The sequence below is a fragment of the Deltaproteobacteria bacterium genome, from assembly GCA_028818775.1.
Classification (GTDB): domain Bacteria; phylum Desulfobacterota; class Binatia; order UBA9968; family JAJDTQ01; genus JAJDTQ01.
In genome coordinates, this window is sequence record JAPPNE010000146.1 from 1 (window position 1) to 24,115 (window position 24,115).

25 protein-coding genes and 1 pseudogene are annotated in these 24,115 nt (G+C 66.2%); 11 read left to right on the top strand and 15 right to left on the bottom strand.

Annotated elements, in window-relative coordinates; genetic code table 11:
• From OXU42_15685 to OXU42_15715, 7 genes are all read right to left on the bottom strand, one after another.
• The coding region (locus OXU42_15685) for a CoA-binding protein (GenBank protein ID MDE0030831.1) at positions 1-490 on the bottom strand (490 nt) is incomplete at its 3' end.
• A gap of 118 nt (positions 491-608) precedes the next feature.
• A complete protein-coding gene (locus OXU42_15690) occupies positions 609-1,127 on the bottom strand; it encodes a tripartite tricarboxylate transporter TctB family protein (GenBank protein ID MDE0030832.1) in 519 nt (172 codons plus the stop codon).
• A 37-nt stretch (positions 1,128-1,164) separates the two neighbouring features.
• Complete coding sequence (locus OXU42_15695) at positions 1,165-2,649, bottom strand: tripartite tricarboxylate transporter permease (GenBank protein MDE0030833.1); 1,485 nt, start codon at positions 2,647-2,649, stop codon at positions 1,165-1,167.
• A gap of 82 nt (positions 2,650-2,731) precedes the next feature.
• Positions 2,732-3,817: a hypothetical protein gene (locus OXU42_15700; protein ID MDE0030834.1), complete on the bottom strand. Its 1,086-nt coding sequence runs from the start codon at positions 3,815-3,817 to the stop codon at positions 2,732-2,734.
• 114 nt (positions 3,818-3,931) lie between these two features.
• Positions 3,932-4,768, bottom strand: coding sequence for a p-hydroxycinnamoyl CoA hydratase/lyase (locus OXU42_15705; protein ID MDE0030835.1), 837 nt, complete (start codon positions 4,766-4,768; stop codon positions 3,932-3,934).
• A gap of 96 nt (positions 4,769-4,864) precedes the next feature.
• Complete coding sequence (locus OXU42_15710) at positions 4,865-5,701, bottom strand: p-hydroxycinnamoyl CoA hydratase/lyase (GenBank protein ID MDE0030836.1); 837 nt, start codon at positions 5,699-5,701, stop codon at positions 4,865-4,867.
• 28 nt (positions 5,702-5,729) lie between these two features.
• Positions 5,730-6,470, bottom strand: coding sequence for a dienelactone hydrolase family protein (locus tag OXU42_15715; protein ID MDE0030837.1), 741 nt, complete (start codon positions 6,468-6,470; stop codon positions 5,730-5,732).
• A 277-nt stretch (positions 6,471-6,747) separates the two neighbouring features.
• On the opposite strand from OXU42_15715, the gene thrH reads away from it, so the two are divergent.
• The 3 genes and pseudogenes from thrH to OXU42_15730 all read left to right on the top strand — a co-directional run bounded on the left by thrH (position 6,748) and on the right by OXU42_15730 (position 8,848).
• Complete coding sequence (gene thrH / locus OXU42_15720) at positions 6,748-7,341, top strand: bifunctional phosphoserine phosphatase/homoserine phosphotransferase ThrH (GenBank protein ID MDE0030838.1); 594 nt, start codon at positions 6,748-6,750, stop codon at positions 7,339-7,341.
• Between the two features lie 88 nt (positions 7,342-7,429).
• A pseudogene (locus OXU42_15725) lies at positions 7,430-7,567 on the top strand (hypothetical protein).
• Between the two features lie 21 nt (positions 7,568-7,588).
• A complete protein-coding gene (locus OXU42_15730; GenBank protein MDE0030839.1) occupies positions 7,589-8,848 on the top strand; it encodes a dihydroorotase family protein in 1,260 nt (419 codons plus the stop codon).
• Between the two features lie 24 nt (positions 8,849-8,872).
• On the opposite strand, the gene OXU42_15735 is transcribed toward OXU42_15730, so the two are convergent.
• The 3 genes from OXU42_15735 to OXU42_15745 all read right to left on the bottom strand — a co-directional run bounded on the left by OXU42_15735 (position 8,873) and on the right by OXU42_15745 (position 10,881).
• Positions 8,873-9,628, bottom strand: a complete 756-nt coding sequence (locus OXU42_15735) for a glucose 1-dehydrogenase (protein MDE0030840.1) — start codon at positions 9,626-9,628, stop codon at positions 8,873-8,875.
• On the bottom strand, positions 9,615-10,181 hold the full coding sequence (locus tag OXU42_15740; protein ID MDE0030841.1) for a methylated-DNA--[protein]-cysteine S-methyltransferase: 567 nt from the start codon (positions 10,179-10,181) through the stop codon (positions 9,615-9,617). Before OXU42_15740 ends, OXU42_15735 begins: the two co-directional genes overlap by 14 nt.
• Before the next feature lie 70 nt (positions 10,182-10,251).
• Positions 10,252-10,881 carry a DUF924 domain-containing protein gene (locus OXU42_15745; protein MDE0030842.1) on the bottom strand — a complete coding sequence of 210 codons (630 nt, stop codon included), beginning with the start codon at positions 10,879-10,881 and terminating at the stop codon, positions 10,252-10,254.
• Positions 10,882-11,105: 224 nt separating this feature from the next.
• Here OXU42_15745 and arsS point away from each other — a divergent pair, with 224 nt between their 5' ends.
• From arsS to OXU42_15770, 5 genes are all read left to right on the top strand, one after another.
• On the top strand, positions 11,106-12,023 hold the full coding sequence (gene arsS / locus OXU42_15750) for an arsenosugar biosynthesis radical SAM protein ArsS (GenBank protein MDE0030843.1): 918 nt from the start codon (positions 11,106-11,108) through the stop codon (positions 12,021-12,023).
• Positions 12,024-12,056: 33 nt separating this feature from the next.
• Positions 12,057-12,734 (top strand): TIGR04283 family arsenosugar biosynthesis glycosyltransferase, encoded by a 678-nt coding sequence (locus OXU42_15755; GenBank protein MDE0030844.1) that lies wholly within the window; start codon positions 12,057-12,059, stop codon positions 12,732-12,734.
• 123 nt (positions 12,735-12,857) lie between these two features.
• Positions 12,858-14,150 (top strand): aspartate aminotransferase family protein, encoded by a 1,293-nt coding sequence (locus OXU42_15760; protein MDE0030845.1) that lies wholly within the window; start codon positions 12,858-12,860, stop codon positions 14,148-14,150.
• A 10-nt stretch (positions 14,151-14,160) separates the two neighbouring features.
• Positions 14,161-15,153 (top strand): ABC transporter permease, encoded by a 993-nt coding sequence (locus OXU42_15765; GenBank protein MDE0030846.1) that lies wholly within the window; start codon positions 14,161-14,163, stop codon positions 15,151-15,153.
• Positions 15,150-15,989: an ABC transporter permease gene (locus tag OXU42_15770; GenBank protein MDE0030847.1), complete on the top strand. Its 840-nt coding sequence runs from the start codon at positions 15,150-15,152 to the stop codon at positions 15,987-15,989. Before OXU42_15765 ends, OXU42_15770 begins: the two co-directional genes overlap by 4 nt.
• A 14-nt stretch (positions 15,990-16,003) precedes the next feature.
• On the opposite strand, the gene recQ is transcribed toward OXU42_15770, so the two are convergent.
• The 3 genes from recQ to OXU42_15785 form a co-directional block, all read right to left on the bottom strand.
• Positions 16,004-17,833, bottom strand: a complete 1,830-nt coding sequence (recQ, locus tag OXU42_15775) for a DNA helicase RecQ (GenBank protein ID MDE0030848.1) — start codon at positions 17,831-17,833, stop codon at positions 16,004-16,006.
• Positions 17,834-17,870: 37 nt separating this feature from the next.
• Entirely contained in the window at positions 17,871-19,526 is a 1,656-nt protein-coding gene (locus OXU42_15780) for a GMC family oxidoreductase (protein ID MDE0030849.1), read from the bottom strand.
• 67 nt (positions 19,527-19,593) lie between these two features.
• Entirely contained in the window at positions 19,594-20,208 is a 615-nt protein-coding gene (locus OXU42_15785) for a gluconate 2-dehydrogenase subunit 3 family protein (GenBank protein ID MDE0030850.1), read from the bottom strand.
• Between the two features lie 198 nt (positions 20,209-20,406).
• On the opposite strand from OXU42_15785, the gene OXU42_15790 reads away from it, so the two are divergent.
• Together OXU42_15790 and OXU42_15795 are read left to right on the top strand one after the other, a co-directional pair.
• On the top strand, positions 20,407-20,619 hold the full coding sequence (locus OXU42_15790; GenBank protein ID MDE0030851.1) for a type II toxin-antitoxin system VapB family antitoxin: 213 nt from the start codon (positions 20,407-20,409) through the stop codon (positions 20,617-20,619).
• Positions 20,616-20,978: a type II toxin-antitoxin system VapC family toxin gene (locus OXU42_15795; GenBank protein ID MDE0030852.1), complete on the top strand. Its 363-nt coding sequence runs from the start codon at positions 20,616-20,618 to the stop codon at positions 20,976-20,978. The genes OXU42_15790 and OXU42_15795 overlap by 4 nt, the downstream gene beginning before the upstream one ends.
• A 59-nt stretch (positions 20,979-21,037) precedes the next feature.
• On the opposite strand, the gene OXU42_15800 is transcribed toward OXU42_15795, so the two are convergent.
• Both OXU42_15800 and OXU42_15805 read right to left on the bottom strand, forming a co-directional pair.
• Entirely contained in the window at positions 21,038-21,847 is an 810-nt protein-coding gene (locus OXU42_15800; GenBank protein ID MDE0030853.1) for a nucleotidyl transferase AbiEii/AbiGii toxin family protein, read from the bottom strand.
• Positions 21,844-22,458 (bottom strand): hypothetical protein, encoded by a 615-nt coding sequence (locus OXU42_15805; GenBank protein ID MDE0030854.1) that lies wholly within the window; start codon positions 22,456-22,458, stop codon positions 21,844-21,846. Before OXU42_15805 ends, OXU42_15800 begins: the two co-directional genes overlap by 4 nt.
• Before the next feature lie 119 nt (positions 22,459-22,577).
• On the opposite strand from OXU42_15805, the gene OXU42_15810 reads away from it, so the two are divergent.
• Positions 22,578-24,101, top strand: coding sequence for a hypothetical protein (locus tag OXU42_15810; GenBank protein MDE0030855.1), 1,524 nt, complete (start codon positions 22,578-22,580; stop codon positions 24,099-24,101).
• Positions 24,102-24,115: the final 14 nt, after the last annotated feature.

The following is a 24,115-nucleotide window of genomic DNA, read 5'->3' on the forward strand; positions in this document are numbered from 1 at the left end:
CGGGCTTGAGCAGCGGCTGGCGCTGCGCGTAGGTCATCATGCGCTGGTTCACCGAGGCGGCACCCATGCAGTTGGGGCCGCAACAGACGATGCCGCTCTCCTCGCAGAACTCGGCCAGCTCGCGCCCGCGCTCGTGGCTCGTGGGATCGGTGCCCTCGCCGAAGCCGGCGCTGTAGATGGTGGCGGCCTTGACGCCCAGCGGCGCCGCCTGCCTGAGCGTCGGGATCACCGCCCGGCTCGGCACCAGCATCAGCAGGTGCTCGGCGGGCTCCGGCAGCGCCTCCAGGCTCGGATAGCACGGCGCGTCCCAGAGTTCCTCGTAGTTGGGATTGATCAGGAAGACGTTGCCGGGGAACTCCGCGTCCTTGAGGCTGTGGAAGAGCAGGTTGGGCCAGTTGCCCTTGGGCGAGGCGCCGACAATGGCCACGCTCTTGGCGTGCAGCAGGTCGGCAGCCGGACGGATGGTGGTTCTCTCGATCGTTTCGGTCATGTTGTGTTCTTTTCCGATCGGCGTCCTTCGACTTCGCTGCGCTGGCGCCTGTCCTGAGCTTGTCGAAGGGCTCAGAACAGGCGCCAGCGCAGCGAAGTCGAAGGACGCTCCAAATCCCTTAAAACAGCTCGATGCCGAGGGCGCGCCACAGCTCCCCCTCGTACCACGATGCGTGGATCACCTGGTCGAACACGCCGTAGAGAAAGGCGATGATGCATACGGTGAGGCCCACGGAGATGAGCCAACTCTCGCCGGAACCCACCTTCAGGTACAGGAAGACGAACAGCGGCAAGGCGATCATCTGGCCCAGGAGCCACGTGCCCGCGATGATGCTCAGTATCCACAGGGCGATGACCGCGGTGCGGACGAGCGCTTCACCGCTCCGCAGGTTCACGTCAAGGAAGATGTCCGCCGCTCCTCCCGCTTCGCCCGGGGTGGGCGCCTCGCCTCCCTTCACTCCGGTCCACAATGCAAGGGCGGCGGCGATGACGCAGCCGGCAACGCCGATGAGCATGGGAAAAAGCGCGGTTTTCCAGGGCCATCCTCTGGCCGTGAACAACGCCGCGGCGAAGATCACCGCCAGCAGGAGGATGAAGAGGCTTTCGATGTAGTGTTCACGAATCTTTGGCGTGGTCATCGCCCACCTCGACGGTCTTGCCGCACGTAAGCCATCCTCACGAGGCCTCCGCCTCCTGTTGGCGCGACTGGCTCCTGGTCGCGTAGAACACGGTCGCCAGGGTCATGAGTATCAGGGCGATGACGATGGGCCGCTGCCACACCCACGTCCAGCCGTAACGGCTCACGGCGATGTCCAGGTAGCGTTCCATGATGGGACCCAGGACGATCCCGAGGGCGATGGGCGGCCGCGGCCAGCCCCAGCGCTTCATGAGGTAGCCCAACGCTCCCGCGGACACCAGTACCACCCAGTCACCCAGATCCTGCGTGGCCATCCACGAACCCATGAACACCAGCACCAGGATGATGGGAATGATCAGGCTGCCGCGGATGGTGGTGACCTTGGCCAACTGGGTGGTGCAGCCCATCAGCACGACGGCGGTGATGACGTTGGCGATGACCAAGGCCCATATCACCGAGAAGGTGACGTCGAGACGCGTGCTCAGGAGTTCCGGGCCCGGGTAGATCCCGTGGATCAGGAAGGCGCCCAGCAGGATCGCCATGGTGGCGCTTCCCGGGACGCCGAAGGCGATGGTCGGAATGAGCGAGCCGCCCTTCATGGCGTTGTTGGCGCTCTCGGGCGCGATCACCCCGCGTATCTCGCCCTTGCCGAATTCGGCCTCGGGATCCCTGTTGGACTGCACCGCGTGGCCGTAGGCCACCCAGTCGACGATGCTCGCGCCGAGGCCCGGAATGAAACCAATATAGGCGCCGATCACCGCACACCGGAGCGCCAGCCACCAGTTCCGCACCGCGTCGCGCACGCCGTCCCACATGCCCTTCCCCATCTCCGGCACCTCCGCGAGGGTGCCCCGGCGCACCGCCAACTCCACGACCTCCGGCAGCGAGAACAGGCCCAACACGCACGGAACGATGGGAAGCCCTTCCAGGAGATAGGGCGTGTTGAACCAGTAGCGCGGGATGCCGTCCTGCGGTGAATAGCCCATCATGGAGAGCTGAAGGGCGAACAGCCCCACCAGGATGCCCTTGGCCGGGGCGCTGCCGCTCAGGGCGCCCACCATGGCCATGCCCAGGACACCCAGGAGAAAGAACTCGGGGGCGCCGAAGGACAGCACCAGCGGGCTCAGGATCGGGATCGAGAGGACCAGCAGGACGGCGCCCACCACTCCGCCGAACGCCGACACCGTGTAGGCGGCGCCGAAGGCCCGGGCCGCCTCCCCCTTCTTGGCCAGGGGATAGCCGTCCATGATGGTGGCTTGGGAGCCGGCCGTGCCCGGCACGCCCAGCAGCACCGACGATATGGTGTCCGAGGTGGAGGTGATGGCGTACATGCCCATGAGCAGCGCCATGGCCTCGTAGGGTCCGAGGTCGAAGGTGAAGGGCAACAGGATGGCCATGCCGGAGAGCCCGGAAAGGCCCGGCACCATGCCGAAGAAGACGCCCAGGCCGACGCCCAGCAGAAGATAGCCGAAGGCCGGCCAAGACAAGATTCCCAGGAGTGCCTGGTGGGCAGCCTCTAGCATTGCGTGTCAGCCCCTGTGATGAAGCCGCCGTGGCTCCCGTTGCCGGACGGGTGCGGTCCGGCAACGGGAAGCGGTGGGTGATTTATTTTGAGCCCGCCTGCTTGCGGCCCTGCTCGACGTACTTGAGCCGGAACTGCTTCATCTCGTCACCCGCGGTCGTCCACGGCTTCATGGCGTTGGCAATGGACTTGGGATCGGTCAGCATCTGCGGCTCGATACCCACGGTTTTCTTGTATTCCGCGAGAAACTCCGGGTCCTTGCTCATATTCGCGAAGGCCGTCCGCATCGCATCGACGGCCGCCTGGGGGACTCCCGGCGGGGCCAGGATCTGGCGGTAGCTGCTCAGGATCTCGAAGAGCTGCCACAACGGTCCCTCGGGAGCCTTGCCCGAGAGCTGCTTGACGAAATCCCGCGCGGGCACGCCCGGTGCGATGGCGGGAATGTTCGCGTCGCTGCCATACCACAGGGGCGAGGCCTCGCCCTTGTCGACGGCGATGGGCTTGACCCGCGTCAGGTAGAACGGGGTGCTGCCGTCCACGTAGTTGATCTCGTCGCGCAGGAACGCTGACAGGAGGCCGGCGGACCCCTGGTACCCGGTGACGTACTTGTACTTCACGCCCGCCAGGTCGAACAGCGCGCGGAACTTGAGGTCCTTGCTGCTGTCGGCGCGGAACCCGCCCACGGTGAGGTTCGTGGCTTTCTTGAGGTCCCCGAGCTGCTTGTACGGGGGGGTGAGCTTGGTCGACACCACGCCCACGCTCACCACCGGGGTGAACATGACCGGGATGATCTCCTCCATGTTGGCCCGCAGACCGGCGGCCTTGGGATCACCGACAAACCACTCCTGGTAGCGGCCGCTGGCGGTCTGGCAGCCCATGACCGTGCCGTTCCGGCGCGCCCGCTCGTAAATCCAGTTCATGGCCAGCGTGCCGCCGCCGCCCGGCTTGCTCGTGACCACGATAGTGGGATCGCCCTTCAGATGCTTCTTGAGATGCCGGGCGTAGATGCGGCACTCGATGTCGGTGGGGCCGCCCGCCGAGAAGTCGATCACCAGCCTCAAGGTCTTGCCTTGAAAAAACGGTTTGTCCGCGGCCAGTGCCGGGGTCGCGAGCAACAGTGCGAGCACCAGCACGGCGCAAGTGGAAAGCACGTGTAAGGTTGACTTCATCGCTTGCTCCCTCCTTGAATCTGTGAATGCCGTCTTCCGGCTGTTGGAGCATCGGTCCGGGCGCCGCCGGGCCGATGCCTCGCCCTCCTGACTGTCACACCTGCCGCCTACCGGCTAGGAAGCCTTGTTGACCCGCGCCATGGGGCCGAACCCAGGCTTGTAGGTCTTGTCGTCGATGAACTGCTTGATGCCCTGGTCGTAACCGCCCTCCCGGTCCTGCATCTTGATCTGCGCGCCCTTGGCGGCCAGATAGTCCTCGGCCTGGGAGTAGTCCATGTTGCGCACGAGCTTGTAGGCCTGCTTGGTGGCGCGTAGCGCCCAAGGGTTCTTCTCCATGAGCTTCCTGGCCAGCTTCACGGTTTCGTCCCGGAGCTGGTCCGCCGGCACCGAGTAGTTCACGAGCCGCATCTCCGCGGCCTTCTTGCCGTCGAAGGGATCGCCGGTCATGGCGTGGTAGAGGCCGTCGCGCAAGGACAGCATGTCCGTGACCACCCGGCTCACGAGGCCGCCGGGCAGGATGCCCCAGTTGACCTCGGAAAGCCCGAAGACGGCGTCATCCGCGGCGATGGCGAAGTCGCAGGCCACCAGCGGCGTGAACGCCCCGCCGAAGCAGAAGCCGTTGACCATGGCGATGGTGGGCTTGGGGAAGGTGAAGAGCTTGCGCCAGCGCCACTCCTGGCTGCACCAGCTCGCCTGCCGGCGCAGCGCCGGGTTCTTGTCGCCCTCGCGGAAGTATTCCTTGAGGTCCTGGCCGGCGCACCAGCTATTGCCCGCGCCGGTGATGACCATGACCTGGGTCTCGGGATCTCCCTCGGCCTCGGTCACCGCGTCGTACATGTCGAAGTGGAGCTGCGGGCTCATGGCGTTGCGCTTCTCCGGACGGTTGAGGATGACCCAGGTGAGGCCGTCCTCCTTCTCCACCAGCACGGTCTTGTACTCTTTCGTTGCCATTAAACGTGTACCTCCTTGGAACATTCAAGTGATTGAGATTCCGCCAACTCTATGCAGTCGGGTTGCCGGAGTCAAGGCGCGGACAAACCCGAGGCGTCAGGAACCCTTGTGGACGCGGGCCATGGGGCCGAACCCCGGCTTGTAGGTCTTGTCGTCGATGAACTGCTTGATGCCCTGGTCGTAACCGCCCTCCCGGTCCTGCATCTTGATCTGCGCGCCCTTGGCGGCCAGATAGTCCTCGGCCTGGGAGTAGTCCATGCCGCGCACCAGCTTGTAGGCCTGCTTGGTGGCCCGCAGCGCCCAGGGGTTCTTCTCCATGAGCTTCCTGGCCAGCTTCACGGTCTCGTCCCGGAGCTGGTCCGCCGGCACCGCGTAGTTGACCAGCCGCATCTCCGCGGCCTTCCTGCCGTCGAACGGGTCGCCGGTCATGGCATGGTAGAGGCCGTCGCGCAGGCTCAACACGTCGGTGACGACACGGCTCACCAGGCCGCCGGGCAGGATGCCCCAGTTGACCTCGGACAGCCCGAAAATGGCGTCCTCGGCGGCGATGGCGAAGTCACAGGCAATCATCGGGCTGAAGGCGCCGCCGAAGCAGTAGCCGTTCACCATGGCGATGGTGGGCTTGGGAAAGGTGAAGAGCTTGCGCCAGCGCCATTCCTGGCTGGCCCACGCCACCTGCCGCTGAAACTCGGGGTTCTTGTCGCCCTCGCGGAAGAACTCCTTGAGATCCATGCCGGCGCACCAGCTCTGGCCCGCGCCGGTGATGACCATGACCTGGGTCTCGGGGTCTCCCTCGGCTTCCGTCACCGCGTCGTACATGTCGAAGTGGAGCTGCGGGTTCATGGCGTTGCGCTTCTCGGGACGGTTGAGGATGACCCAGGTGAGGCCGTCCTCCTTCTCCACCAGCACGGTCTTGTATTCTTTTGTCGCCATCGGATGCCTCCTTGGAAATGTTGGTGCTCTACCCCTTCAGGTGCCTGGCCAGGAACGCCAGCGTCTTGGGCCAGACGTCCTTGGCGGAGGCCTCGTGGTAGCTCGGGCGATCGTCGCAGAAGAACGCGTGGCCCGCGTCGTCGTACAGGTGCCACTCGTAGTCTACGGCGTTGGCCTTCAGCGTGTCCTCGATGGCGTCCCGGGCCTCCTGGGGGATGCCCTGGTCCTGCCCGCCCCATACGCACTGCATCGGGATCTTGATGTTGTTCCCCTGGGTCACGGGCTCCACCGGGCTCTTCTCGCCGCGCTGACCGCCGGCGATCTGGCCGCCGTAGTACAGGCTGCTGCACGCAAGCCCCGGGCAGTTGCACGCCGCCATCCACGACACCCGGCCGCCGAAGCAGTAACCGATGATGCCCACCCGGTCCGGGTCCACGTCGTCGCGCCCCTTGGCGTAGGCAATGGCGCGGTTCAGGTCCTCGACGACCTTGGTGTCGTAAAGGGTGCCGCGGGCGGCAAAGGCGCCGTCGCGGTCGGTGTTGGGGATGACGCGCTCGTCCAGGCGATAGTAGAGATCCGGCGATACTGCCACGTAACCCTCGTTGGCGAAGCGTTCGGTGACATCCTTCATGTGCGCGTTGACGCCGAAGATCTCCATGATCACCAGCAGCGCCGGCTTCCTGCCGTCGCCGTCGGGCGCGGCCACGTACAGGCCCATGGACTTGCCGTCTTCGGCGGGGATGTCCACCGTTGCGAGGTTGATGCTCATCGTGTTCCTCCTGTGGGTTGTGTTTTGTTCAGATTCGATGGGATCGACGAGAGTTCTCATTGACACGGGGTTCGCGAAGCTGTCAAGGACGGGTCCGCGGGGAATGACGCTCGGTTGGCCCGTGGCCGGTGAGTTGTGACGCAACCTGGATGGACGTTTTGTTACCGCTGGGCGTTGTGCTACTCTCCCGATTTCGGGCCTGCGTCACCCCGCGGGCCAACCCCAATTCCCGACGCCCTCGCCGGTGCTCGGAATTCGACCGGGACGTATCGATATCATGCAAATCTGCTGTTTGGACCTGGAGGGAGTCCTCCTGCCGGAAATCTGGATCGCGGTGGCCGAGCATTTCCACAACGACGACCTGCGGCTCACCACGCGCGACATCTCCGACTACGACCAGCTCATGCAGCACCGCCTGAAGGTGCTCCGGAGGAACCGCATCCGGCTGGCGGACATCCAGGGCGTCATCGCCGGCATGGAGCCGCTGCCCGGGGCCAGGGACTTCCTCGACGACCTCTATCAGGACTTCCAGGTGGTGCTGCTGTCGGACACCTACTACGAGTTCGCCATGCCGCTGATCCGGAAGCTGGGGAACCCGACGCTCTTGTGCAACTGGCTCACGGTGAGCCGGTCGGGGTACATCGCGAACTACATCCTCCGCCAGAAGGACGGCAAGCGCAAAGCCGTGAGGGCGTTCAAGCAGATCGGCTTTCGCGTGGTGGCGGCGGGGGACTCCTACAACGACCTGAGCATGCTGCGCACCGCCGACCGCGGCGTGCTGTTCAACCCGCCGGAGGCCATCGTCAAGCGGTACCCGGCTTTTCCGGTCTCGCGCGACTACGCGACGCTGTCGCGGTTGCTGAGACAGTAAAGTACCTTCAACGGCGCCGTTCGGTCCTGAGCCCTTCGACAAGCTCAGGACAGGCTTAGCGGAGCGCAAGCGAAGCGACGTCGAAGGACGCCGACAGCAACCAAGGAGAACTTCCATGCTCGACGTGCTGATTTCCAATGCCGAAATTATCCATGCCAAGGGCCGCTACAACGCCTCGGTAGGCGTTCAGGACGGCCTCATCGCCGGAATCTACCAGCCCGGGGCCGAGCCCGAGGCGGGCGAGGTGGTGGACGCCTCCGGGCTGGCGCTGATCCCCGGCGCGGTGGACATGCATTCGCACCACCGCGAGGGCGGCGAGCCCGGCGGCTACGACTACAAGGAGAACATCCACACCGCCACCATGCAGTGCGCCGCCGGCGGCGTCACCACGTCGGTGGCCATGCCCAACGTGACGCCGCCGCCCAACACGGTGCCGCGCCTCGAACAGTTGTTCTCGGTCTACGAGCGCGAGTCGATCATCGACTTCAACGTAAACCCGGCCGGCACCATCCCGGAAGAGATCCCCAAGCTGGCCAAGATGGGCATCGGCGCATTCAAGGTGTTCATGGTGGTGGACACCGGCCGGGACTATCCGCACATGCCGGGCATCGGCGTCCACGACCACGGCAAGATCATGGAGATCATGGAGGCCTGCGCGGCGGCCAACGTACCGCTCATGGTCCATCCCCACGACCAGCCTCTCATGGACTACATCGAGAAGAAGTACTGGGACCGGGGGGAGCGCGACTGCCTGGCCTACGCCAAAGCCTATGCCGAACACGACGGGGTGATCTGGGAAACCGCCATCCAGTTCCTCATCCGCCTGCAGGCGGCCACCGGTGTGCACCTGCACGTGCTGCACGTCCAGACCGAGGGCACCGTGGAGATGATCCGCCGCGCCAAGGACGCCGGCCGGCGGGTGACCGCCGAGGTCAACCCCTGGGCGATCTTCCTGGGGTCGGACTGGAGCGAGATCGAGCGGCTGGGCTCCTACGCCCTCTCCTACTGGATCCCGGAAAAGAACTCGCCGGCCCTGTGGGAGGGTCTGCGCGACGGCACCATCGACATCGTCGCCACCGACCACGCGCCGCACACGCGCGAGGAGAAGGAGATCGGCTGGGAGGACGGCTGGAAGGCGCACACCGGCACGCCGTCCGCGCAATATTACATGAGCCTGCTCATGGACGCCGCCTCCAAGGGCAAGATCTCGCTGGAGCGCATGGTCGAGGCCACCTCCACCCTGCCGGCGCGCATCTTCGGCGTGCACAACAAGGGCCGCATCGAGGTGGGCTACGACGCCGACCTGGCGCTGGTGGACCTGAACGCCGAGAAGGAGATCCGCGACGAGGACGTGCTCAGCAAAATCGGCTGGAGCCCCTACGCCGGGCGCACGCTCAAGGGCTGGCCGGTACGCACGTTCGTGCGCGGCACCACCGTGTACCGCGACGGCAAGGTAGTGGGAAAGAAGGGCCACGGCCGGCAGGCCAAGGCCACGTACCCCGGGTAGCCGGCTCAGAACGCCTGACGCCGGTCAAGCGATAAACACCCGGCCGCCGTCCACGTTGATCACCTGCCCGGTGATCATGTCGCTGTCGTCGGAGGCGAGAAACGCCACGACTCCGTCGAGGTCGCTCGGAAGGAGGTGGCGCTCGACGCAGCGCTGGCGCAGCATGTGCTCGGAGGGCGTTTCCGGCGCTTCCCGCGCCTGCGAGGTGTCGACGCCGCCCGGAGCGATGGCGTTCACGTTGATGTTGAAGGGGCCGAGGTCCGTGGCCAGGGCTCGGGTGAGGCCGATGACGCCCATCTTGGACGACACGTACTCGTGGCTCAGGGTGCGGCCGTGGAGCGCCACGCCGGAGCTGATGTTGACGATCTTCCCCTTGGGCGAGCGCTTCATGTAGGGCACCACCGCCCGGGCCGCGAGATACGTCCCGGTGAGGTTCACCGCGATGATGCGGTGCCAGTCCGCCACGTCCGCCTCTTCGATGGGCACCCTTGGTGTGTTGCGCACGATGCCGGCGTTGTTCACCAGGATATCGATGCTGCCGAAGTGGTCGAAGGCCTTCCTGGCTCCGTCGAGGGTCTGCTGCTCGGAGGTCACGTCCATTTCGAGCGCCAGGGCCTTGCGGCCCTCCGCCGCCACCAGCCGGGCGGTCCCTTCCACCCCGGCGAAGTTCACGTCGGTGGCGCACACGTGGGCGCCCTCCTCCGCTAGCCGCACCGCATAAGTTCGCCCCAGGCCCGTGGCCGCGCCAGTGACCAGCGCAACCCGATTAAGGAGCCGCATGCCCTTGCTCCGGTTCCCGACCGAACGGGTCCGCTGTCGTACCGGACCGCAGCCCTGTGGCCGCTTCCCGCATGTTGCCGACGACGTGACGCCGTTCCAGGTCCAGCAGGTACTTCTTGATGTCGAGGCCGCCCGCGTACCCCGTCAACCGCCCGTCTCCGCCGATGACCCGATGGCACGGAATGATGATGGGAATCGGGTTGCGCCCATTGGCCGCCCCCACCGCGCGCACCGCTGCCGACTGCCCCAAGGCGCGGGCCTGTTCGCCGTAGGAACGGGTTTCACCGTAGGGGATGTCCTGCAAAGCGCGCCACGCGCGCAACTGAAACGGGGTGCCCGCGGGCGCCACCGGCAGGTGAAAGGCCTTGCGCCGCCCCGCGAAGTACTCGTCGAGTTGGCGCCGCGCCTCCGCCACCACCGTCCCGCCCCGGCGCCAGCCGTCCTCCACCTTGCCGGGATGCCGCCCCCGAGAGAAGCTGATCATCCTGAGCGCGGACTCGTCCGCAACGATCAAGAGTGCGCCGAGAGGACTCTCCATCCAATCGTAGTACATGCTCCCCTCCCTAGTAGTTTGTCCGGTTCGTTCGCACGACAATCCGCGGGATCGCTCGGTCGCCAGCCAGCTAACCTTCCGCCTTCGCGGCCGCCGCCTTGCGCGCCTCCAGTTCCGCCGCCTCGGCGGCGGTCTTGCCCCACATGGGCGGATCCTTGAGGTACTCGTCCTCTTCCGGCGTGTTGGGGCGGCCCAGGACCGCGTTGCGATGGGGGAAGCGGCCGAAGCGCTTGATGGCGGCGTGGTGGCCGACCGCCGAGCGCATGGAGTCCTCGACCCCGAGGCTGCCGTACAGCACCAGCGCGCGTTCCTGGTCGGCCAGTTGCTCGCTGTGCTCGAACGGCAGGTAGATGAAGGTCCTGGGCCAGCGGGAGAGGCCGCGGTCGTAACCCTTTGCCAAGGCGTAGCCGGCCACCTCGCGCGCCTTGGGGTCGGTAGCGAAGGCGCGCGGCGTGCCGCGAAAGATGTTGCGCGGGAACTGGTCCAGGCACAGGATCAAGGTCAGGCAGTCTTCGACGGTCTCCTTGAAGTGGTCGAACTCGCCCGCCGCGGCCCGCTCCTGGACTTCGGTATAGTGGTCGACCAAGTATTGATCGAACTCCGGCGTGGAGCGGAACCAAACCTGGCGCTTGTCCATCTCCGTGCTCAGGTCCAGCGTTTCAAACCAGAAAGTGAGTATTTCTTTCGATAAGGGTTCCACGCGCCCTCCGTGGGTACGGCGGTGGCGAGCGGGCGAAACCGCTGAACGCGTTGTCAGAGGGGCTCCGACGCCGGCACCGTGCCAAATAAATTGGCTGCAAGTCTTGACCAAGACAAACCCAATTGCAACACTGCCGGGAACCCCGTCGTTCGGGGGTAGAATTCCGTGCCCGGGAGGCTGTCACGCTATATTTCGACGACAAGGTCAGGGCCAGCGGCCGCTCGCTGCGAAAGCAGAAGCTCCAAGTGCTCCAGGTGAACATGGGGAAGTACTGCAACCAGTCGTGCTTCCACTGCCACGTGGAGGCCGGGCCCGGCCGCAAGGAGATGATGGACCGGAACACCGTGGACGACGTGCTGCGGTTCCTGGAGAAATCCGACATCCCCACCGTGGACATCACCGGAGGCGCGCCCGAACTGAACCCCCACTTCGACCACCTGGTAGAGTCCTGCAAGGCTCTCGGACGCCACGTCATGGACCGGTGCAACCTCACGGTGTTCTACGAGGAGGGCAAGGAGTACCTGCCCGAGTTCTTCAAGAGCCACCAAGTCGAGGTTGTCTGCTCGCTGCCCTGCTACACCAAGGAGAACGTGGACAGCCAGCGCGGCAACGGCACGTTCGAGTTGAGCGTGCGCGGATTGCAGGAGCTCAACCGCCTGGGCTACGGACAGCCCGATTCAGGGCTTGAGCTCAACCTCGTCTACAACCCCATGGGCAACTACCTGCCGCCGCCCCAGGAGGAACTCGAAGGCGACTACCGGCGCATGCTCGGCGACGATTTCGGCATCGTCTTCAACCACCTCTATTGCCTGACCAACATGCCCATTACCCGCTTCAAGAAGTTCCTCAAGCAGCGGGACCAGTACGACGACTACCTGCAGCTCCTGGAGGACAACTTCAACGCCGAGACGGTGGAGAAGGTGATGTGCCGGGACCTGTTGAGCGTGGGATGGGACGGCGCGGTGTACGACTGCGACTTCAACCAGATGCTCGAGATGCCGCTGGGCCAGGTCAACGGGACCCGGCCCCACATCCGGGATCTCGCCGCGGCCGACTTCGAGGATCAGCCCATCCTCACGGGGAACCACTGCTACGCCTGCACCGCCGGCACCGGCAGCAGTTGCGGCGGCGCGTTGCTTTAAGACGAAACCGTCCGGCGGGCGACCCACCCGTCCATGCGGCTCTCCATCATTATTCCCGTCCTCAACGAGGAGCGGACCATCGCGGCCACCCTCGCGGATCTCGACCGCACGGAGGCCTTCGAGGTCATTGTGGTCGACGGCGGCAGCACGGACCGGACGGCGGAGGTCGTGCGCGCAACCTCCGCGCGGCTCGTGGTCTCGCCCAGAGGCCGGGCCATGCAGATGAACGCGGGCGCGCGCCAGGCCGCCGGCGACGTGCTGCTCTTCCTGCACGCCGACACCAGACTCCCCGCCGGCGCGAGCCGGGACATCCGCGAATGCATGGCGGACGCCCGCTGCGTGGGCGGACGCTTCGACATCCGCCTGGACAGCACACGCCCGCTGCTCCGCCTCGTCGGGCGCATGATCAGCCTGCGCTCCCGGCTGACCCGGGTCGCCACCGGCGACCAGGCCATCTTCGTGCGCCGCGCCGTGTTCGAGCGTCTCGGCGGCTTCCCGGAAATGCCGCTCATGGAGGACGTGGCGTTCTCGCGCGCGCTCAAGAAGGAAGGGAGCATCGCGTGTCTCCGGGCGCGCGTGACAAGCTCGGCGCGCCGCTGGGAGCAGCACGGCCCGGTACGCACCATCCTGCTCATGTGGGCGCTTAAGCTCCTCTATCTCGCCGGCGTGCCGCCGACCCGGTTGAAGCGCCTGTACGGCGACGCGCGCTAGTGGACATGACAATCCGGCAGGCTCCCCGCTCCCGGCGCTTCGGAAGCCGCGAACTTTGACCGTTTCACGGGCTTTGTGCTAGTGTCCTTTGTTTCAGCGAGGGTTGGACATACGGAAATTCACATGGAATCGAGCAGGCAGCAGGAGATCGTCGCAAAGCACAAGGAGTACCTGTTCTCCTGCGTGGCCAACTACTACGAAGAGCCGCTGGTGGTGGACCACGCCAAGGACTCGCTGGTCTACGATGTGGACGGACGCGAGTACCTGGATTTCTTCGGCGGCATCGTCACCATCAGCGTCGGCCACTGCAACGACACGGTGGTGGCGGCCATCGAGGAGCAGGTCCGCAAGGTCCAGCACACCTCCACGCTCTACCCCACCGAGCCCCACGTGCGCCTGGCCGAGAAGCTCGCGGCCATCACGCCCGGGGCGCTCCGGAAGTCCTTCTTCACCAACAGCGGCACCGAGGCCAACGAGACCGCGGTGCTGGTGGCGCAGCTCTATACCCGCTCCCAGGACGTCATCGCCCTGCGCCACGGCTACAGCGGCCGCACCCAGCTTGCCATGAGCCTCACCGGGCACTACACCTGGCGCCTGACCCCCACCGCGAGCCCGAACATCCACCACATCCCCAACGCCTACTGCTACCGCTGCCCGTTCGGGCTCACGTACCCGAGTTGCGACCTCAAGTGCGCCAGGGATCTGGAGGGCGCCATTCAGACGGCCACGTCGGGCAAGGTCGCCGCCTTCATCGCCGAGCCCATCCAGGGAGTCGGGGGTTTCATCACGCCGCCCAGGGAATACTTCCGGGAAGTAGCGGACATCGTGCACAAGTACGGCGGCCTTTTCATCTGCGACGAAGTGCAGACGGGTTGGGGCCGCACCGGCGGCAAGATGTTCGGCATCGAGCAATGGGACGTGGAGCCCGACATCATGACCTTCGCCAAGGGCATGGCCAACGGCGTGCCCATCGGCGGCACCATCACCCGGCCGGAGATCGCCGACAGCGTCAAGGGGCTGTCCCTCTCCACCTTCGGGGGAAATCCGGTGACCTGCGCCGCGGCGCTGGCCACCATCGAGGTGGTCGAGAACCAGGGGCTGGTGGCCAATGCGGCGGAGCGCGGGCATCAGCTCCGGGAGGGCCTGCTGGGCCTCCAGCAGAAGTACCCGCTCATGGGCGACGTCCGCGGCATGGGCCTCATGCAGGCCGTGGAAATGGTGGGTCCGGACAAGACGCCGAGCCCGGAAGCCGTGGCCCGGCTCTTCGAGCTGACCAAGCAAAACGGCCTGCTCGTCGGCAAGGGCGGGCTCATGGGCAACGTCATCCGCGTCACCCCGGCGCTCACCGTCACCAAGGACCAGGTGGACGAGGCGCTGGAGCGGCTCGACCGCTCGCTGGGACAGATGGGACTATAGGACCGGTCGAATGATTCGGCGCAGGATAATCGGAGCCGTGCCCGTCCTGATCGGGATGTCCTTCCTGGTCTTCCTGCTGATGCAGCTCGCGCCCGGAGACCCGGTGACGCTGCTGCTCGGCGAGGACGCGGAGCCCCACGAAATCGAGGAGGTCACGCGCGAGTGGGGGCTCGATCAACCCATCATCGTGCAGTACTGGCAGTTCGTGTCCCAGGCGGTCCAGGGGAACTTCGGCGAGTCCATGCGTTACGGCGAGCCGGTGACGCAACTCGTGGTCGAGCGCCTTCCGGCCACCGTGGAGCTGGCGCTGGCGAGCCTGCTGGTCGCCATCATCATCGCGCTCCCCATCGGGGTCTACTCCGCCATCAAACACAACTCCATGTGGGACCACTCGGGCATGACCGTGGCGCTGATAGGCATATCGCTGCCCAACTTCTGGCTCGGCATCATGCTCATCTTCTTCCTCGGGGGTCAGCTCAACCTGCTGCCGGTGGCGGGCCGGCTCACCTACGGCGTCAACGTGGTGCCGGTGACCAACCTCATGCTCGTGGACGCCCTGATCGCCGGCGACCTCGCGGCCTTCTGGGACGCGCTCAAGCACATCCTGTTGCCCGCCATTACCCTGGGGACGAGCTTCGCCGCCATTATCACGCGCATCTCGCGCTCCAGCGTGCTGGAGGTCATCCGCCAGGACTACATCACCACCGCCCGCGCCAAGGGACTGAGCGAGCGCACGGTGATCTGGAAGCACACGCTCCGGAACGCGCTCATCACCATCATCACCATCCTGGGGCTTCAGCTCGGCGCCCTGCTGAGCGGCTCGGTCATTACCGAAACGGTGTTCTCCTGGCCGGGCATCGGCAGCCTGCTCATCCAGGCCATCACCACCCGGGACTACAAGCTCGCCCAGGGGGTGATCTTCTTCTTCGCCATGGTCTATTTCTTCGTCAACCTGACGGTCGACCTGCTGTACACCTGGGTCGATCCGAGGATACGGCTGTGATCGGCTGGCGGCGCTACGCGAAAGTCATCAGCGGCGGCATCATCGTGCTGCTGCTGTGCATCTGCGGGCTGGGAGCGCCCCTGCTGGCGCCCTACGACCCCCAGGAGCAGAGCCTGGAGCAGCGCCTGCGCCCGCCTTCGCTGGACCTGGCAACCAACCCGCACATCATGGGCACGGACAACCTGGGGCGCGACCTGCTGAGCCGGGTCATCTACGGCTCGCGCATCTCGCTCATGGTGGGAGCCGCCACCGTTTTCCTGGCCGGGATCCTGGGCTGCTTTCTCGGTGCCGTGGCGGGCTACTTCGGGGAACTGATCGACGAAACCATCAACAAGACCACGGAGATATTCCTGGCGTTCCCCTTCCTGCTGCTGGCCATCGCCATCATGGCGTTCCTGGGGCAAGGCCTGGTGAACCTCATCATCGCGCTGGTGCTGAGCCGCTGGGTGCAGTACTGCCGGGTGGTCCGGGGCGAGGTGCTGTCGCTCAAGGAACGCGAGTTCGTGCAGGCGGCGCGGGCGCTGGGCGCCAGCAATCGCTACATCATCCTGCGCCACGTGATCCCCAACACGCTGCCCAGCGTCATGGTCATCGCGACGTTCGCCATGGCCGTGGTCATCATCACCGAGGCGAGTCTGAGCTTCCTGGGGCTGGGCGTGCCGCCGAGCATCCCCACCTGGGGCTCCATGCTGAGCGAAGGCCGCAGCTACATGTACCGCGCCCCCTGGCTCACCATCTTCCCGGGCATCGCCATCTTCGTCACCGTGCTCGGCATCAACCTGCTCGGCGACGGCCTGCGCGACATCATTGATCCCAAGCTGATGCGTACCCGCTGAGACGTTGAGGGGCGTCAGCACCCGTCCCCGATCGTGCTCTCGATGGCCGCAAGGAACGGTTCCGCGAAGGCCGCGAGCTTGGCCGCGCCGACGCCGTTCACCTCTGCGAACTCCTCCTCGGTACGGGGCTTGCGCCGCGCCATGTCGATGAGGGTGCGGTCGGAAAACACGATGTAGGCGGGGACGCCGCGCTCCCGGGCGAGTTGGAGACGCAGCGCCTTGAGGGCTTCCAGCAACGCCGCCTCGGACGCGCTCAGCGGGACGCCGTCGGGTTCCTTCCGGCGCCGGCCTCCGGCCTCCCGAGCGGACGCGTCCGGCCGTGGGCTCACCGTGTCCGGGCGATAGAGGAACGTCTCCTCTCCCTGCAACAGGCCGCGGCCCTTGCCGGTCATGGAGATGCCGCCGTAGCCGCCGATGTCGAGCCGGAGGAAACCCGTGGCCACCATCTGGCGGATGAGCGAGCGCCATTCGTTCTTGCCCCGGTCCGCACCCACTCCGAACGTGGACAACCGGTCGTGGCCGGCGCGTTCGATCTTCTCCGTCGCGGCGCCGCGCAGCACGTCGATCACGTGGGCGGCGCCGAAGCGCTGGCCGGTGCGATACACCGCCGACAGGACCTTTTGCGCGTCTTCGGTGCCGTCGAGCCGGTCCACGGGGTCCACGCAGATGTCGCAGTTGCCGCAGGGCTCGATGCGCTCCCCGAAATACTCCAGCAGCGTCACCCGCCGGCAAGCGGGCGCCTCGCAATAGCCCAGCAACGCGTCAAGCCGCTTGTGCTCCCGCAGCCGTCGCTCCGGGCCCGCGTCCTCCTCCTCGATGAACTGGCGGCGCATGCGGATGTCCGCCAGGCCGTAGAGCATGTGCGCTTCCGCGGGCTCGCCGTCGCGTCCGGCGCGGCCGATCTCCTGGTAGTAGGCCTCGACGCTGCCCGGCAGGTCGGTGTGCAGGACGTAGCGCACGTCCGCCTTGTCGATGCCCATGCCAAAGGCGATGGTGGCCACCATTACCACTCCGCTGTCGGTCATGAAGGCGTTCTGGTGTGCGTCCCGGTCCTCCTTGTCCATGCCCGCGTGATACGGAAGCGCGCGCACGCCGTCCGCCGCCAGCACGGCCGCGGTCTCCTCCGTCTTGCGACGCGAAAGGCAGTAGACGATGCCGCTCTCGCCTCGATGGCGCGCCAGGAAGCTCCGGGTCTGGCGTTTCCACTCGTGCTTCAACTCCACCGCCAACCGGATGTTGGGACGGTCGAAGCCCAGCACGAACGAGTCCACGTCGCCGCCGAACAGGCGCTCGGCGATGTCCTCGCGGGTGATGGCGTCGGCGGTGGCGGTCAGCGCGGCGATGGGGACCTCCGGGAAGAGATGCCGGAGGCGGCACAAGTCTTCGTACTCAGGGCGGAAGGACGGTCCCCACTGCGAGATACAGTGGGCCTCGTCGACGGCGAACAATCGAACAGGCAGCCGGCCCAGGGCCTCCAGCATGCGCTCGGTCATGAGCCGCTCCGGCGCCATGTACAGGAGCCGCGTGTCGCCCGCCACGGCCCGGCGCCATGCGGCGACGTTGGCGGGCCTGGTGTTGGCCGAGTTGATCGTGTCCGCCGCCACCCCGGCGAGGCGCAACGCCGCCACCTGGTCCTGCATGAGGGCGACCAGCGGCGAAACTACGACGGTCAGGCCGCCCAGCGCCAGCGCCGGGACCTGAAAGCACAGCGACTTGCCCGAGCCCGTGGGCATCACGGTGAGCACGTGACGCCCCGCCAGCAGCGCCTCTATGGCGCCCTCCTGGCCGGGACGGAAGCGGTCAAAGCCGAAAGTGTCCCTGAGTATCCGTTGCGCGGCGCTCATCGGTTGTCAAAACAGGGCCACCGCGACGACAGGCGCTTCAGTGAATGAGATTTCCCTTGCGCGCTTCCGTCACCATGTAGTCGCAGACGCGGAAGGCGTTGGCCTGGATGGTGAGGGTGGGGTTGAGACCGGCGCCGGTAACGAACACGCTGGCGTCGACGATGAAGAGGTTGGGCACGTCGTGGGAGCGGCACCACTTGTCCACCACCGACGACTCGGGGTCGTTGCCCATGCGGCAGGAACCCATCTGGTGGTTGTGGAGCTTGCGGGTCTCGGGCTTGGGCACGATGATGCGGGCCGCCCCCGCGGCCTCGTAGATCTCCCGTGAACGCTCGCCCAGGTAGGTGGCCAACCGCACGTCGTTCTCGTGGCTGGTGTAGGTGATGCGAGCCACCGGCAGGCCGTAGCAGTCCGTCACCTCGGGGTCCAGATCCACGGCGTTGCTCTCCACCGGAAGGCTCTCGCCGGTGCAGTGGCTGTGCAGGTAGTGCCGCCAGGTCTCGCGCATGGAGTCCTTGTGCTCCTTGCCCCAGCGCTTGCCGTGGATGGGCCTCAGCGCCAGCTCGATGGGGTCGCCGCCGTGGGCCCGGGGGTGCATGAAGCCGCCGCGGATGAATCCCCGCCTGGCGTCGGTCTTGTAGAAGTCCTGGAGCACCCGAGTGCTGGAGGTCCCCTTGTGCCCGTCCAGCGGCTCGGGAAACGTCACCACCAGGGTCACCCCCGGGGAGTGGAACATGAGGTTCCTGCCCACCAGGCCGCTGCGGTTACCCAGCCCCTGGGGAAACCGCGCGGACTCGGACAAGAGCAGCAGCCGCGCCGTCTCCACGCCGCCCGCGGCCATCACCACCAGGCGGGCCGGCTGGTGCTCCTCTTCGCCCTCCGCGTTGAAGTAGGTCACCCCGGAGGCCCTTCCCTCCCGGTCCACGGTGATCTCCCGCGACAGGCAGAGGGGCCGGATCTCCAGGCGCCCGGTGGCCAGCGCCTTGGGCAGCAGCGACTCCAGGGTGCTCGATTTCGCCCCCACCGGACAGCCGTAGGACGAGCACATCCCCTTGCCGATGCAGCCCGGACGGCCGTCATAATCGCCGGTGAGGATGGCCAGCGGAGTGGGAAAGGGGTGCAGGCCGAGCTCGCGGGCGCCCTTCTCCAGGGCGGCTCCGGGGCTGTTGCGCGCCGCCGGCCCCACCGGGTAGTCGCGGTTGCGCGGCGGGTCGAAGGGATTGGACCAGCCCTTGCCCGACACGCCGACGGTCCATTCCGCCTTCTCGTAGAAGGGCTCCATGTCGTCGTAGGAGATGGGCCAGTCCTCGATGGTGGTGCCCGCCACCGGGCCGTCCTCGGATTTCACGCGGAAGTCCGACTCGTGGAAGCGCCAGGATAGCCCGCTGTAGTGGATGGTGCCGCCGCCCACGCACATGGCGTTGGAGAAGGTCTGGGTCTTGGTGGAGAGGACCTCGGAGGGGCTGTCGGCGTTGGGCCGCCAGGTGCGCGGCTCCAGCTCCACCGTAGGCCAGAAGAAGTTGCGCCGCTTGTACATGAGCTCGTCGCCCAAGGCGAAATCCTCGCGCTTGTACCAGGGGCCGCGCTCCAGCACGCATACGGTCATGCCCGCCTCGGTCAGTTCCTTGGCCGCCACCAGTCCCGAGGCTCCGCCTCCCACGATGCAGACGTCCACCGTCTCGTGCTGTGCCATCTGTTTCCTCCGCTTGAATGCCCCTGGCCCCGAATCTTCGTCACCGCTCCGTCACAGGGGCCGCATGTCAGGACGAGCGATCCTTCTTCTCCTGAGCGAACTCGTCCGGCTCGTTGGCGTCGTACCAGCCGTAGGGTTTCTCGTTGCCGTGCGGGAAGCTCGGACCGGGATAGTCCAGAACCTGCCAGCCGACCCGGTCCTTGTTGCCGCCGTGCCGCGGGTGGCCGTAGAAGCCCTCCATGGTGTGGGTCAGCAGCAGCGTGAAGAACGGGTCCTTGCGCTCGTCCAGCACTGTCAGGACCTGGTCCTGCCCTTCGTCGTCCAGGCTGCGGAAGTCCTTGCCCGACGCCAACTCCGCAGCCACGCGGTCCAGCTCCAGCACCCCGTCGCGATAGGCCCGGAGGTGCCGGCTGCCCGTGCCGTGGAGCTTGAACAACGTCGCCTGCTGCTCCTCGGTGCGCCCGCCCATGCCCCCGAGGATGAAGTTGGCGTACTCCTTCTTCTCCCGCGGACTGATGTCCGTGTCCACCTCGTCCGCGGCCAGCAAACCCTCGATGTAGTCGATGACCCCGGCCTCGCGCGCGCCGGCGCCGTCGTCCGACGGGACGATGCGCGCGGCCGCCGCCTCGATGGTGGCACGCTCGTGGTCCGAAAGCACCGTATCTGAACCCGTTCCGCTCATGCTGAACCTGCTTCCGTGTTGGACTCGCCCCGCGGGCGGTTCCCCGGCCATTGGGATGCGTCAGCATACAACAGAGGAAGGCCGGTGAGAAGTTGCGTGGGCGACATCCCAACGTCCCGCCGGAACCCATTGACATTGATTGCGACATCAGTTGATGTTAGCTTTGAGCCTTGGTTCAGTTTGCTTGGGAGCATCGATATGAGAACGACCCTGAACATAGACGACGAACTGCTGGCGCGGGCACGTGAGCTTACCAACATCACCACCAAACCAGCGCTGATCCGGGAAGCCCTTCGAGCCCTCGTGGAGCGGGAAAGCGCGCGACGGCTCGCCAAACTCGGCGGCAGTCAGCCTGACTTGCAACCGGTTCCACGGCGGCGCCCCGCCGACGACGCTCCGTCCAGCCCATGATCCTGATCGATACCTCGGTATGGATCGAGCACCTGCGCACCGGAGACCGGGAATTGACGCACCTGCTGGAAACCGATCAAGCGCTTGTCCATCCTTTTGTCATCGGCGAGTTGGCGTGCGGCAATCTTGCCCGACGCCAAGAGATCCTGGCGATGTTGCAGGACCTGCCCACCCTCCCCGCCGCGGAAGATTCCGAAGTGCTTTATTTCATTGGACGAAACCAGTTGATGGGACGGGGCATCGGGTACATTGACATGCATCTGCTGGCAGCCGCGGCCCTGGCTCCCCCAGCGCGACTGTGGACACGAGACAAACGTCTGGGAGCCGCAGCCGACAGGCTTGGCCTGGCTCACCGATGAACTACGGCATCCCGACGACAAGGGCTTCTTCCATCTTGACGAGAACGAGCGCTTTGACGTTACCGCTGTTGGGCCAATAGTCGCGCCGCGTTCTCCCGCGTGACCCAAGCGACGTCCTCGGCACGTTCCAGAAACGGCCGGACATCCGCCGCCACCCGATCCCACGCCAAGGCGTCGAGCCGGCCAAGGATCGTGGTCCGCCAGTTGTCGGCATGTAGGGTATCGCCCTCCCAGCCGGTCTGCCGCAAGGCCGTGTTGAGCAACGTCAGGTTCGGCGCGGGCCAGCCCGGATCGCCGAGGTACCAGATCAGGTCGTACAGGTCCCGTCCCTTGGTGTAGGGACGCTGCAGGAGGGCGTGCAGCTTGCCGGCGAGAAGCGACGCGCGGTCGTGATGCTGAAGGCGCAGGGTTACGTGGCGGCGCACCAAGCGGGTCTCCAGAACGGCGCCCGCCGGTGGCCGGGTATCGATCTCGATCCTGATGGCGAGGCTCTCCTCGCGACGGGGGGAGAGGCCCGCTTCGTACGATAAGCCCGGGAAACGCACGAACGCGCTGTGAACCGGATTCCGGTCCCGCACCGCGAGGCCGACGGCATATCCCTCGCGGGAGAGTTGCGCACGAATGGCCGCCAGCCACCCGCGCAGATCGTAGACGGCGGGATCGCCTTCCAACGTCAGGTCGAGGTCTTCCGAGTACCGCGGCAGGTTGAAGAGGAAGCGCAGGCAGGTGCCGCCCTGAAACGCCAGCGGCACCATCGCCCTCTCGCGTTGGAGTATCCCCAGAATGCGTGCCTGGAGGTATTCCCGAGCGATGTTGCGGCCCTGCCGCGGATCGGCCGCTCGCACCAAATCGATCAAGTGAACCTTCACAGCGCCTCGTAGGAAAGGTTGGGATCTTCGGCCAACGCGCGCACGTGTCGCGCCGCCCGCAACAGTTTGGGCTTGCCCGCGGCCCGCGCCAGCCGATCCAGTTCGTCCAGGTCTAGAGCCTCGAAGTCCAACCGCAACTCGGCGATGCAGGCCGGTTCGTCGCCGCCGGGGCACAAGTGGACGACATCGAGCAGGGCCTTCTCGGGCAGTGCCACGAACGCCGTCTGTCCAGGGTCCAGGTCGATCTGCCGGTAACCGTAGAGCAGATCGTTCTTGACGTAGCGGAACGAGAAGCGGCCCAGCGGAGTCTGGCGCAGGTGCGGCCTCGCGACCGCCACGCTGGTGACCTCCGGAACGTATTCGGGAATGCAATGCCAGTGCTCCAGTGCCGATAGTCCACTCACGTAGGACCCCGGCACGAGGCGGTTGGCGATCAGGAACGGATGGGGCATGCGCTTGCGGTAGGGCGGAGCCAGCGCGTACAGTTCGCGACGAAGTTGATGGATTCGCCCAGCCCGGGTCCACCGGGCGAGTTGATGTCGAATCCTCACGGGGTCGGCGCGCCCGCAAAGCAGCAGCCCGGTCTCGAACACCGGTTCGTCGCCGATCATCTCAAGCAACTCGGAAAATCGCATCGATTCAAACTACCATTTTCGTCAAGTTACAGCAATAATTTTACCCCAGGACTGACGACAGGAATGGCCCTGGGCCATCAGCAACAGTCATGCACATGGACCGCTCCCCCGCGCCCATCCGCCCGGACTACTCCGCTTCCACCGCGCAGTGGTCGCTTGTGATCCACCGGGTCGGCGCCACTTCGGCCGAGGCATGGGTGGGGACCCTGTTCCCCGCCCTGAAGATGCCGGAGCGGGCGCGGGTGCGGCTCTTCCGTGACGAGCGAGAGGTGCGCTCGGCGCTGATTTCAAGGGACGACTGGCGGCGGCCGTTCCGCGGTATGAGGCGGCGCTTCTTCCGGGTCGTAACCTTCAGGCGGCTTGAGGCCGGAAGCGAGTACCGGGTCACGTTCGAGCGGCTCGTTGAAGGGAATGCGTCCGCGGGACCCGTCCGAGGGTGGCAAGAACTGCGCGCGGGCACGTTCCGCACGCTGCCGCGGCGCCTCCCGCTCAAGGGCGAAGGCGCCTTCACCATCGGCCTCGGGAGCTGCTTCTACAACCATCGCGACGGCGGGCGGGCGGCGGCCTCGTACCGGGCGCTCTACGAACGTGGCGCCGGCACCGTCCGCCCGGACATCACCGCGCTTACCGGCGATCAGGTCTACCTGGACATCGGCTTCGATTCGCTCTCGCTGATACCGCGCGAAATACGCGAGCGCATCGCCGACGACTACGCGCTCCACTGGCAAGCACTGGACGGAATCCTCGGCCGGGGCGGCACATGGATGCTGCCGGACGACCACGAGTACTGGAACGACTACCCCTTCGTCGACTCGCCCATCCCCGCCCTTTGGTCGCTCAGGTTGCCGCACGTCCGCGCGCACTGGGAAGCGGCCGCGCGCGACGCCGTTACGAACATCCAGCGCTCGCCCGTAGTGGAGACGCTGGCCATCGGCCAGGATCTCACCCTCTGCTTCGCCGACCTGCGGTCGCACCGCACGGAAGAGGCGTTTCTTCCGGCGGCTCCTTTCGGGAAGCTGCTCGACTGGGCGCGGCGCAGGACGTGTCCAGGGGTGCTCATCCTTCCGCAGCCGCTGATCGTCCGGCAGAGTCGCGCGGAGCGGAACCTGCGTAGCTACCAACAACAATTCGCGGCGTTGCTCGACGCCCTCGGCGCCGTCCCCCACGACGTGGTCGTCCTGAGCGGCGACGTGCACTTCGGACGCATCGCCGGCGTCCCCATCGGCACCCGCGGCGCGCACCTCTTCGAGATCATCTCGTCACCCCTGTCGAACCTCACCGGTCTCAACGGCGTGGCCACGAGCACCGCCACGAGCAGGCCTGAGCGCTTTCCTCCGGCCGGGACAGCCCGCGACCTGGGTTGGCCGACCCGCAAGGTGAACTACTACAAGAACCGAGCGGGACGCGGGCGCTTTTTCGTCCCAATCCGCAAGGGGCGGCTGTTGTCGGATTATCCGAGGAAGCGTACGCGGGAACACTTCATGACGGTGAGCCTGTGCCGCACGGACGGCGGGAGCATCGAATTGACGGCCGATGCCTGGCTGGTGCGCGAGCGAACAGGCGCCGGGAACCTGCCGGCCAGAGGCTTCCGGCGCCCCTTCCGCGCCGTGCTGCGGTAAGAGCGGAGTTCTTG